The 11,358-nt window shown below is 71.1% G+C and carries 10 protein-coding genes; 8 read left to right on the top strand and 2 right to left on the bottom strand.

What is annotated here, in order from left to right; translation table 11 throughout:
* Positions 1 to 155: 155 nt before the first annotated feature.
* The 4 genes from dnaN to AC5L34_RS06605 are packed head-to-tail and all read left to right on the top strand — an operon-like array spanning position 156 to position 3,949.
* Entirely contained in the window at positions 156 to 1,289 is a 1,134-nt protein-coding gene (dnaN, locus tag AC5L34_RS06620; protein ID WP_101413456.1) for a DNA polymerase III subunit beta, read from the top strand.
* A 41-nt stretch (positions 1,290 to 1,330) separates the two neighbouring features.
* On the top strand, positions 1,331 to 2,203 hold the full coding sequence (gnd, locus tag AC5L34_RS06615) for a phosphogluconate dehydrogenase (NAD(+)-dependent, decarboxylating) (protein WP_494824083.1): 873 nt from the start codon (positions 1,331 to 1,333) through the stop codon (positions 2,201 to 2,203).
* A gap of 17 nt (positions 2,204 to 2,220) precedes the next feature.
* The gene (gene recF / locus AC5L34_RS06610) at positions 2,221 to 3,354 is read left to right on the top strand and encodes a DNA replication/repair protein RecF (protein WP_441173906.1); all 1,134 of its coding nucleotides are present in this window, start codon (positions 2,221 to 2,223) and stop codon (positions 3,352 to 3,354) included.
* Positions 3,344 to 3,949, top strand: coding sequence for a DciA family protein (locus tag AC5L34_RS06605; RefSeq protein ID WP_441173904.1), 606 nt, complete (start codon positions 3,344 to 3,346; stop codon positions 3,947 to 3,949). Before recF ends, AC5L34_RS06605 begins: the two co-directional genes overlap by 11 nt.
* Before the next feature lie 2 nt (positions 3,950 to 3,951).
* On the opposite strand, the gene AC5L34_RS06600 is transcribed toward AC5L34_RS06605, so the two are convergent.
* Positions 3,952 to 4,179: a hypothetical protein gene (locus AC5L34_RS06600; protein WP_089002785.1), complete on the bottom strand. Its 228-nt coding sequence runs from the start codon at positions 4,177 to 4,179 to the stop codon at positions 3,952 to 3,954.
* Positions 4,180 to 4,273: 94 nt separating this feature from the next.
* Here AC5L34_RS06600 and AC5L34_RS06595 point away from each other — a divergent pair, with 94 nt between their 5' ends.
* Positions 4,274 to 4,759 (top strand): MarR family winged helix-turn-helix transcriptional regulator, encoded by a 486-nt coding sequence (locus tag AC5L34_RS06595; RefSeq protein WP_441173903.1) that lies wholly within the window; start codon positions 4,274 to 4,276, stop codon positions 4,757 to 4,759.
* Here AC5L34_RS06595 and AC5L34_RS06590 read toward each other — a convergent pair.
* A complete protein-coding gene (locus AC5L34_RS06590) occupies positions 4,744 to 5,298 on the bottom strand; it encodes a hypothetical protein (RefSeq protein WP_101413461.1) in 555 nt (184 codons plus the stop codon). The two genes, AC5L34_RS06595 and AC5L34_RS06590, sit on opposite strands and share 16 nt — an antisense overlap.
* A gap of 508 nt (positions 5,299 to 5,806) precedes the next feature.
* On the opposite strand from AC5L34_RS06590, the gene gyrB reads away from it, so the two are divergent.
* The 3 genes from gyrB to AC5L34_RS06575 all read left to right on the top strand — a co-directional run bounded on the left by gyrB (position 5,807) and on the right by AC5L34_RS06575 (position 11,320).
* Positions 5,807 to 7,753 (top strand): DNA topoisomerase (ATP-hydrolyzing) subunit B, encoded by a 1,947-nt coding sequence (gene gyrB / locus AC5L34_RS06585; RefSeq protein ID WP_494824081.1) that lies wholly within the window; start codon positions 5,807 to 5,809, stop codon positions 7,751 to 7,753.
* A gap of 131 nt (positions 7,754 to 7,884) precedes the next feature.
* Complete coding sequence (gene gyrA, locus AC5L34_RS06580) at positions 7,885 to 10,404, top strand: DNA gyrase subunit A (protein ID WP_357866783.1); 2,520 nt, start codon at positions 7,885 to 7,887, stop codon at positions 10,402 to 10,404.
* A 4-nt stretch (positions 10,405 to 10,408) separates the two neighbouring features.
* Positions 10,409 to 11,320 carry a DUF3566 domain-containing protein gene (locus tag AC5L34_RS06575; protein ID WP_441173899.1) on the top strand — a complete coding sequence of 304 codons (912 nt, stop codon included), beginning with the start codon at positions 10,409 to 10,411 and terminating at the stop codon, positions 11,318 to 11,320.
* The last annotated feature ends 38 nt before the right edge of the window (positions 11,321 to 11,358 follow it).

Here is an 11,358-nt window from a genome sequence, read left to right as displayed (position 1 = left end):
CGTGGACGGCCTCCCGGCACCAGAAGTCCACGGGGTCGGGCGCACAGCCGATGCCCACGCGCCCTAAGGTGCGATGGGTACCCGCACGGACAGGCGGGTCGGTAGGCAGCGGTCGGCATGAGAGAGTTGTCGCTGACGTCGACGCGGAGGCATTGATGAAGTTCCGAGTGGAGCGCGACGCGCTCGCCGAGGCCGTGGCCTGGACCGCGAAGAGCCTGCCCAACCGGCCGTCCGTACCGGTGCTCGCGGGCGTGATGCTGCGCGTCACCGACGGCCACCTGCAGGTCTCGGGCTTCGACTACGAGGTCTCCAGCCAGGTCACCGTCGAGGTGCAGGGGGACGCCGACGGCGCCGCCCTGGTCTCCGGCCGGCTGCTCGCCGAGATCACCAAGGCGCTGCCGGCCAAGCCGGTGGACATCGCCGCCGTCGGCGCCCACCTCGAACTGGTCTGCGGCAGCGCCCGGTTCACCCTGCCCACCATGCCGGTCGAGGACTACCCGTCCCTGCCGGAGATGCCGGAGAGCGCCGGAACCGTCGACGCCGCCGCGTTCGCCTCGGCGGTCGCCCAGGTCGCCGTGGCCGCCGGCCGCGACGAGACGCTGCCGATGATGACCGGCGTACGCATCGAGCTCTCCGGCGGCACGCTGGCCATGCTCGCCACCGACCGCTACCGGCTGGCCCTGCGCGAGATGGAGTGGAACCCGGACGACCCCGAGGTGAGCATCAACGCCCTCGTGCCGGCCCGGACCCTGAACGACACCGCCAAGGCCCTCGGCCCGATCGGCGGCCAGGTCACCATGGCGCTGTCCCAGGGCAAGAGCGGCGAGGGGATGATCGGCTTCGCCGGCGGCACCCGGCGCACCACCAGCCGGCTGCTCGACGGGGCGAACTACCCGCCGGTGCGCTCGCTCTTCCCGGCCAGCCACAACGCCGAGGCGCGGGTGCCCGTCAGCACCCTGATCGAGGTCGTCAAGCGCGTCGCCCTGGTGGCCGAGCGGACCACCCCGGTGCTGCTCAGCTTCAGCGCCGACGGCCTGGTGGTCGAGGCCGGCGGCACCGAGGAGGCGCGGGCCAGCGAGGCCATGGAGGCCACCTTCACGGGCGACCCGCTGACGATCGGCTTCAACCCCCAGTACCTGATCGACGGCCTGACCAACCTGGGGGCCCAGTTCGCCGTGCTCTCGTTCGTCGACGCCTTCAAGCCCGCGGTGATTTCGCCCGCCGGCGAGGATGGCGAGGTCATCCCCGGGTACCGGTACCTCATCATGCCGATCCGCGTCTCCCGCTGATCGCATCCCGAGAAGACCCCGACGCACGGAGGTAGGAACACATGCAGCTCGGCCTGGTAGGGCTCGGCCGGATGGGCGGCAACATGCGCGAGCGGTTGCGCGCCGCCGGGCACGAGGTGGTCGGCTTCGACCACAACGCGGAGCTGAGCGATGTCGCGACCCTGGCGGAGCTGGCGGAGAAGCTGGAGTCCCCCCGCGCGGTCTGGGTCATGGTCCCCGCGGGGGTCACCGACGCGACCATCGACGAACTCGCCGGCATCCTCGGCGAGGGTGACATCGTCATCGACGGCGGCAACTCCCGCTTCAGCGACGACGCGCCGCGGGCGGAGCGGCTCAACGAGCGCGGCATCGGCTACATCGACGTCGGCGTCTCCGGCGGCGTCTGGGGCCGGCAGAACGGCTACGCGCTGATGGTCGGCGGCGCCCAGGAGCACGTCGACCGGCTGATGCCGATCTTCGAGTCGCTGAAGCCGGAGGGCGAGTTCGGCTTCGTGCACGCCGGGCCGGTCGGCGCCGGGCACTACGCCAAGATGGTGCACAACGGCATCGAGTACGGCCTCATGCACGCCTACGCCGAGGGCTACGAGCTGCTGGCCAAGTCCGAGCTGGTCACCAACGTGCCGGGGGTGTTCAAGTCCTGGCGCGAGGGCACCGTGGTGCGCTCCTGGCTGCTCGACCTGCTGGACCGGGCCCTCGACGAGGACCCGGAGCTGGCCGAGCTGAGCGGCTACACGGAGGACACGGGCGAGGGCCGCTGGACGGTCGACGAGGCGGTCCGGCTCGCCGTGCCGCTCAACGTGATCACCGCCTCGCTCTTCGCCCGCTTCGCCTCCCGCCAGGACGACTCGCCGGCCATGAAGGCCGTCGCCGCGCTGCGTCAGCAGTTCGGCGGTCACGCCGTCCACAAGCGCTGACGGGAATCCACGCACCTGTGTACGTCCGCCGGCTCGAACTGGTCGACTTCCGCTCGTACGAGCGGGTCGGCGTCGACCTGGAGCCGGGGGCCAACGTCCTGACCGGCGCCAACGGCGTCGGCAAGACGAACCTGGTCGAGGCGCTGGGCTACGTGGCGACCCTGGATTCGCACCGGGTCGCCACGGACGCCCCCCTCGTCCGGATGGGCGCCGCCTCGGCGGTGATCCGCTGCGCGGTCGTGCACGAGGGCCGCGAGCTGCTGATCGAGCTGGAGATCGTGCCGGGCAAGGCCAACCGGGCCCGGCTGGGACGCTCGCCGGCCCGTCGGGCGCGCGACGTACTCGGCGCGCTGCGGCTCGTGCTGTTCGCCCCGGAGGACCTTGAACTCGTCCGGGGCGACCCGGCCGAGCGCCGCCGCTACCTCGACGACCTGCTGGTCAGCCGCCAGCCCCGCTACGCCGGGGTGCGCGCCGACTACGAGCGGGTGGTCAAGCAGCGCAACGCACTGCTGCGCACCGCGTACCTGGCCCGCAAGACGGGTGGGTCGCGCGGCGGGGACCTGTCGACCCTGGCGGTGTGGGACACGCACCTGGCCCGGCACGGCGCCGAGCTGCTCGCCGGCCGGCTCGAACTGGTCGCCGCGCTGGGCCCGCACGTGACGAAGGCGTACGACGCGGTGGCGGCGGGACGGGGTGCCGCCGGGATCGCGTACCGGCCGTCGGTGGAGCTGGCGGAGCCCACCACCGACCGGGAGGCGCTGGCGGCGGCGCTGACCGCCGCGCTCGTCGAGTCCCGCGCCGCCGAGGTGGAGCGGGGCACCACCCTGGTCGGCCCGCACCGCGACGAGCTGGCGCTGACCCTGGGGCCGCTGCCCGCCAAGGGCTACGCGAGCCACGGCGAGTCCTGGTCGTACGCCCTGGCTCTGCGGCTCGCCGGCTACGACCTGCTGCGTTCCGACGGCATCGAGCCGGTGCTGGTGCTCGACGACGTCTTCGCCGAGCTGGACGCCGGACGGCGGGAGCGGCTGGCGGAGCTGGTCGGCGGGGCGAGCCAGCTGCTCGTGACCTGCGCGGTCGACGAGGACGTGCCGGTGTCCCTGCGCGGCACCCGGTACGCGGTGGGCGAGGGGACGGTGCGGCGTGTCGGATGAGCAGCAGCTTCCGCCGGCCCGCCTCGGCCCCGGCCGCGGTGGCGCACCGCCCGGCGGGGAGCCCGGCGGCGAACCGGCGGCCGGGGCGAGCGGCCCGGAGCTGGCGCGGGCGGTGCTGGACGCGGCGAAGGCGCGCCGGGACGCGGCGGCCCGCACGCGCCGGCGTGCCCCCGGCGGGGGAGGCGACGGCGAGGGCGGCCAGCGGCGCCTGCGGGGCTACTCCGGCCCGGGGCCGGACCCGCGCGACCCGCAGCCGCTCGGTGCGGTGCTCAACCGGCTCGTGAAGGCACGCGGCTGGCAGCAGCCGGCGGCCGAGGCGACGGTGTTCGGCGCCTGGGAGCGGGTGGTCGGCCCGGAGGTGGCCCAGCACAGCCGGCCGGTGAAGCTGGAGGACGGCGAGCTGACCGTGGAGGCCCGCTCGACCGCGTGGGCCACCCAACTGCGCCTGCTGGCCGGCTCACTGCTGAAGCAGATCGCCAGCGAGGTCGGCCACAACGTGGTGCGCAAGCTGCACATCCACGGCCCCGCCGCGCCGTCCTGGTCGAAGGGCCCGCGCCGGGTCCGTGGCCGAGGCCCACGCGACACCTACGGCTGACGCTAGCGTCCCTCGCGCCGGGCCTCCCGCTCGGCGCGCTTGCGTTCCCGCTGCTCGCGGCTCCACTGCTTGCGCCGCTCCAGGTCCTGCTTCCATGCCTCCCGGGCGTGGTTGGAGCCGCCCTGCACCGCGCCCTGCACCTCGGGCGGGCCCGCGAGGCGCCGGAACGCCCAGGCCATCAGGCGTCCGCCCTCGCCGGGGGCCTTCGGGGTGGGCTTCTCCTCGGTCATCGCCTGGCCTCCGGTGCGCGCTGAACGGTTGGTCTACAAAACATTGGTACACCAATCATTGGTACGCTCGCAACGACGACGAGGAGGTGGGTCCGTGACCGACCAGCCCGACGGGGATCCCCTGGCGCTGGAACAGCAGGTGTGCTTCGCGCTCTCCGTCGCCGCGCGCGGCGTCGTCGCGGTCTACCGGCCCCTGCTGGAACCGATGGGGCTGACCCATCCGCAGTACCTGGTGATGCTCGCGCTCTGGCAGCACGCGCCGCTGTCCGTACGCGACCTCAGCCGGCTGCTCCAGCTCGATCCCGGCACCCTCTCGCCGCTGCTCAAGCGGCTGGAGGCGGCCGGCTACGTCCGGCGCGAGCGCGACCCCGCAGACGAGCGGAGCCTCGCGGTGACGCTGACCGCCGCCGGCCAGGCCCTGCGGGAGCGGGCCGAGCGGATCCCGCCCGCGATCGTCGAACGGCTCGGCATGCCGGTCGAGGAGCTGCGCCACCTGCACACCGTGCTGACCCGGGTCATCGACGCCGCCAACCGCGCGGGCGGGTCCGGCGCCACCTCAGGAACTCAGGCGTCGGCGTAGACGGCGAAGCCGCGGTCGGCGCAGCGCCGGTAGAAGGCGGCCAGCACGGCCAGTTCGGCGCAGGTGAAGTTCCACTGCGGCGGCTCGCCGCTCTCGTCGCGTAGCGCGTCCAGGCGGCTGTCGAGCCAGCGCAACTGCTGCTCGGCCAACCGCCCGTCGGCGAGCAGCGACCGCAGCACCGTGCTCACCGACTCGAAGGTGACGGCCTCGCCGTGCGGACGGTGGCCCGCCACGAACCGCTCGATGCCGCCGGCGACCCAGGCGCAGCCGTCGGGATCGATTACCGGGTCCTCGTCCTCGGCCGCCGCGTCCGTGGCGTAGAGCACACCCTCGAGGCCGAGCAGCAGGTCGACCAGCTCGGTGTACGCGGTCGCCCGCACGGTGCCGGTCTTGGCGATCAGCTCGGCGAGCGCCGCCGTGGGCGCGGAGATGCGGGGCATGTCGACGATGTCGCCGAAGTCGACGAACTCGGCCGGCGCGACCGGGTCGTAGAAGCGGCCGGTCCGCGGCCACTGCACCGCGACGTTGTCCAGCCCCATCTGGCGTCACCTCTTCGAGAGCACGGGTAGTTCCTATCGGCTCGATCGTCCGGTTCCGGCCGGAAAAGATCAAGGCCGGGCCTGCGGCGTGGCGGCGGTCGCGTCTCCGGCCGTCCGGCCGGCACCGATCGTCAGGCGGCGGCGCCCCCGAACGCCCCCTGGCGTGTAGGGGGAGTCGTGGGCGGCGCGGTTCGGGCGGCTACGTCGGTCTCAGCCGCCTCGCAGGGGGTGCCGAGTGGTGGTTCTGTCGTCCGCGCACAGTAAGATTGACCCTGAGACGAAGACCCGGTGCGGAGCGACGAGACACGGGCCCGGAGCGGGGCCCGCGATCATTGTCCACGTCGGGTCGAGCCGATCGCGATCCGCGGGCAACCGCGGCGACCGGCGCGTTCGACCCGCACCCCGGAATTGTCCCCGGTGTCGGTCCGCGCGCCGACGTCGCGTCCTGTCCGCCGAACCCGCGCCCGACGCGCCACCAGGTGCGGACGGCGCGAGAAAGTGGCCGAAGGTGGCAGCGCAGGACAAGCAGGAGTACGGCGCCGGGTCGATCACCGTTCTCGAGGGGCTGGAGGCGGTCCGGAAGCGCCCCGGTATGTACATCGGGTCCACCGGTGAGCGCGGTCTGCACCACCTGGTGTGGGAGGTCGTCGACAACGCGGTGGACGAGGCGCTGGCCGGCCACTGCGACACCATCGACGTGGTGCTGCTCGCCGACGGCGGCGTCCGGGTCACCGACAACGGCCGGGGCTTCCCGGTCGACCTGCACCCGAAGCTGAAGAAGCCGGGTGTCGAGGTGGCGCTGACCGTGCTGCACGCGGGCGGCAAGTTCGACGGCAAGGCGTATGCGGTCTCCGGCGGTCTGCACGGCGTCGGCGTCTCCGTGGTGAACGCCCTCTCCACGAAGATGGCGGTGGAGATCCACAAGTCCGGCTCCGTCTGGCGGCAGCAGTACCACAACTCCAAGCCGACCCCGCTGGAGAAGGGCGAGTCGACCGACCGGACCGGCTCCGCGGTCGCCTTCTGGCCCGACCCGGACGTGTTCGAGACGGTCGACTTCGACTTCCAGACGATCTACCGGCGGATCCAGGAGATGGCCTTCCTCAACCGGGGCCTCACCATCCACCTGCTCGACGAGCGGGTCCCGGAGGAGGAGGACGGCCGCCAGCGCGAGGTCACCTTCTGCTACAAGGGCGGCATCGCCGACTTCGTCCGGCACCTCAACGCCTCGAAGAACCCGATCCACAAGACCGTGGTCGAGTTCGGCGCCGAGGAGGAGGGCATGTCGGTCGAGATCGCCATGCAGTGGAACGAGTCGTACGGCGAGTCGGTCTACACCTTCGCCAACACGATCAACACCCACGAGGGCGGCACGCACGAGGAGGGCTTCCGGGCCGCGCTGACCAGCGTCGTCAACCGCTACGGCACCGACAAGAAGCTGCTCAAGGGCGACGAGAAGCTCTCCGGTGAGGACATCCGCGAGGGCCTGGCCGCGATCATCTCGGTCAAGCTGGCCAACCCGCAGTTCGAGGGCCAGACCAAGACCAAGCTGGGCAACACCCCGGTGAAGAGCTTTGTGCAGCGCGTCTGCAACGAGTGGCTGGTCGACTGGTTCGACCGCAACCCGGCCGAGGCGAAGATCATCATCCAGAAGGCGTCCCAGGCCGCCCGGGCCCGGATCGCCGCGCAGCAGGCGCGCAAGCTGGCCCGGCGCAAGTCCCTGCTGGAGTCCGGCTCGATGCCGGGCAAGCTGGCCGACTGTCAGTCCACCGACCCGCGCGAGTCCGAGGTCTTCATCGTCGAGGGCGATTCGGCCGGCGGCTCGGCCAAGCAGGGGCGCGACCCGCGTACCCAGGCGATCCTGCCGATCCGGGGCAAGATCCTCAACGTGGAGAAGGCCCGGATCGACCGGGTGCTGAAGAACAACGAGGTCCAGGCGCTGATCACCGCGCTGGGCACCGGCATCCACGACGACTTCGACATGGAGAAGCTGCGCTACCACAAGGTGGTGCTGATGGCCGATGCCGACGTCGACGGCCAGCACATCCAGACGCTGCTGCTCACGCTGCTCTTCCGCTTCATGCGCCCGCTGGTCGAGATGGGGCACGTCTACCTGGCCGCCCCGCCGCTCTACAAGATCAAGTGGAACAAGCGCGGCGACGACGCGCAGTACGCGTACTCGGACCGCGAGCGCGACGGCCTGATCGCGCTGCGCCAGCAGAAGAAGCCCAACGCGAAGCCGGACGACATCCAGCGCTTCAAGGGTCTCGGCGAGATGAACTACCCCGAACTGTGGGAGACCACGATGAACCCGGCGACGCGTACGCTGCGTCAGGTCACGCTCGACGACGCGGCCACCGCCGACGAGTTGTTCAGCGTGCTGATGGGTGAGGACGTCGAGGCGCGCCGCTCGTTCATCCAGCGCAACGCCAAGGACGTCCGGTTCCTGGACATCTGACGGACCTCGGCGGGCCGGCCGGTCATCCACCGGCCGGCCCACCGATCCACAGAGTTATCCACAGCGCGGCCGGTATCCACAGCCGTTATCCACAGCACGAAAACGACTCTGAGTCTGATAAGGGTTAACAAGTGACCGATATCCCCGAGTCCACACCCAACGAGCCCGAGGTCCCCGAGACCATCGCCGCCGTCGTCGCGCACGACCGCATCGAACCGGTCGGGCTCGAGGTGGAGATGCAGCGCTCCTACCTCGACTACGCGATGAGCGTCATCGTCGGGCGGGCGCTGCCGGACGTCCGGGACGGGCTCAAGCCGGTCCACCGCAAGATTCTCTACGCCATGTTCGACTCCGGCTACCGGCCGGACCGGGGCTACGTGAAGTGCTCCCGCGTGGTCGGCGACGTGATGGGTCAGTTCCACCCGCACGGCGACTCGGCGATCTACGACGCGCTGGTCCGGATGGCGCAGCCCTGGTCGCTGCGCTACCCCCTGGTCGACGGCAACGGCAACTTCGGCTCGCCCGGAAACGATCCGGCTGCGGCCATGAGGTACACCGAGTGCAAGCTCGACCCGCTGGCCATGGAGATGCTGCGGGACATCGACGAGGACACGGTCGACCTTCAGGACAACTACGACGGCCGGGCCAAGGAGCCCACCATCCTGCCGTCGCGGATCCCGAACCTCCTCGTCAACGGCTCCGAGGGCATCGCGGTCGGCATGGCCACCAAGATCCCGCCGCACAACCTGCGCGAGATCGGCGCGGCCGTGCAGTGGTGCCTGGAGCACCCGGAGGAGGACGAGGCCACCACTCTCGACGCGCTGCTGGAGATCGTCAAGGGGCCGGACTTCCCCACCCACGGCCTGATCGTGGGCACCCAGGCGATCCAGGACGCGTACCGCACCGGGCGCGGGTCGATCCGGATGCGCGCCGTGGTGGAGGTCGAGGAGGACAAGCGGGGCCGCCCCTGCCTGGTCGTCAGCGAGCTGCCCTACCAGGTGAACCCGGACAACCTGGCCGAGCGGATCGCCGAGCTGATCAAGGAGGGCAAGCTCGCCGGCATCGCCGACATCCGCGACGAGTCCTCCGGGCGTACGGGCATGCGGATCGTGCTCGTGCTCAAGCGCGACGCGGTCGCCAAGGTGGTGCTGAACAACCTCTACAAGCACACCCAGCTCCAGGAGACCTTCGGCGCCAACATGCTGGCACTGGTCGACGGAGTGCCGCGCACGCTGAACCTGGCCCAGTTCATCCGCTACTACGTCGAGCACCAGATCGACGTCATCCGCCGGCGGACGGCGTTCCGGCTGCGCAAGGCCGAGGAGCGGGCGCACATCCTGCGCGGCCTGTCCAAGGCGCTGGACGCCCTCGACGAGGTCATCGCCCTGATCCGGCGCTCGCCCACGGTCGAGGACGCCCGGCAGGGCCTGATCCGGCTGCTGGAGATCGACGAGATCCAGGCGACCGCGATCCTCGACATGCAGCTGCGCCGGCTCGCCGCGCTGGAACGGCAGCGGATCCTGGACGACCTGGCCAAGCTGGAGCTGGAGATCGCCGACCTCAAGGACATCCTCGCCAAGCCCGAACGGCAGCGCAGGATCGTCTCGGAGGAGCTGGGCGAGATCGTCGCCAAGTGGGGCGACGAGCGGCGCACCAAGATCGTGCCGTTCGAGGGCGAGGTCTCCATGGAGGACCTCATCGCCCGCGAGGACGTGGTGGTCACGATCACCCGTACGGGTTACGCGAAGCGGACCAAGGTCGACCTCTACCGGTCCCAGCGTCGCGGTGGCAAGGGTGTCAGCGGGGCGACCCTCCGGCAGGACGACATCGTCAGCCACTTCTTCGTATGCTCGACGCACGACTGGATGCTCTTCTTTACCAACAAGGGGCGCGTCTACCGGGCGAAGGCGTACGAGCTGCCCGAGGCCAGTAGGGTGGCCAAGGGCCAGCACGTGGCCAACCTGCTCGCGTTCCAGCCCGACGAGCAGATCGCGCAGATCATCGAGATTCCGAACTACCAGGTGGCTCCCTACCTGGTACTTGCCACGAAGAACGGCCTGGTGAAGAAGACTCGGCTCGAGGAGTTCGACTCCCCCCGGTCCGGCGGCATCATCGCGATCAACCTGCGCGACGAGGACGAGCTGGTCGGGGCGGCGCTCGTCGCGCCGGAGGAGGATCTGCTCCTGGTCTCGAAGAACGCGCAGGCGATCCGGTTCAACGCCAGCGACGAGGCGCTGCGCCCGATGGGGCGCGCCACCTCGGGCGTGATCGGCATGCGCTTCAGCGAGGACGACGTCCTGCTTGCCATGGAGGTCGTCCGCGAAGGGCTGGACGTCCTGGTGGCCACGAACGGGGGATATGCGAAACGCACCCCGATCGAGGAATACCCCGTGCAGGGCCGGGGAGGTAAGGGCGTGCTGACTGCGAAGATCACCGAGCGGCGCGGTGGTCTGGTCGGCGCGGTGGTGATCGACCCGGACGACGAGCTGTTCGCGATCACCAGCAACGGTGGTGTCATCCGGACTCCGGTGAAGCCTGTACGCCGTACGCGTGACCGGAACACAATGGGGGTCAAGCTGATGGACCTCCCGGATGGCGTGACTATCGTGGCGATTGCTCGCAATGCCGACGAGCCTGACGAACAGGACTAGTTGAATGACGGAGACACAGGCGAAGTCGGGGAACACGGGGACCTCGGCCACCCCGGTCGACGAGGAGGCCGCGAAGAGCGGCACACCAGCGACCGGCCGCGCGGCCGTGGGTCGGGCAACCGTCCCCGCCGACGCGCCTGCCCCGAAATTCACCCGGGCTCCCGGAATGACACCGCCTCCGGACAAGCCCTCGGAGGACGGGGACGCCCCGGACCGGACGGAAGCGGTGGGGGGCGACAAGCCGGCCCCCACCGCCAAGCCGGCCGCCGCCACACCGACGACGACACAGCCGCTGAAGGTCGGTGCCGCCCAGTCGACCGGCACCACCGGCACACAGCCGCGGATCACGGGCGCCACCGGCACGCAGCCCCGCGTCACGGGTACCGCGAAGCCGCAGTCGGACGGCGCCCGCCCGACCGGCGCCGGTCGTCCCGCCAACGGTGGCGGCCTGCCGCCGGGGATCAGTGGCGCCGCCGCCGTCGGGGCGGCGCGCGTGGGTGACGCGGTGCGCGCCGCGCGTACGTCGGTCAGCTCGGCCGCGTCGCGCGGACCGCGCCGGGCCCGGCTGAACCTCAAGCGGATCGACCCCTGGTCCGTCATGAAGTTCGCGTTCGCGGTCTCGGTGGTGCTCTTCATCGTCGTGGTGGTGGCCACCTCGGTGCTCTACCTGGCCCTCGACGCGATGGGCGTGTTCACCAGCGTCAACGACAGCCTGACCGACCTGGTCAGCGCCGGCGGCGGCCAGAGCACCAGCGGCTTCCAGATCACCGCCAAGGGCGTGATCCTCAGCTCGGCGCTGATCGGCCTGGTCAACGTCGTGCTGTTCACGGCGCTCGCCACGCTCGGGGCGTTCGTCTACAACGTCTGCGCGGACCTGGTGGGCGGCATCGAGCTGACCCTCGCCGAGCGCGACTGAACCACCTCGGAAGCCGGGGCACCGCCGAGCGCGGCGCC

The sequence above is a fragment of the Micromonospora sp. ZG13 genome (assembly GCF_059359355.1).
The sequence above is the reverse complement of the archived record's forward strand: the minus strand, read 5'-3'. Positions and strand labels throughout refer to the sequence as shown.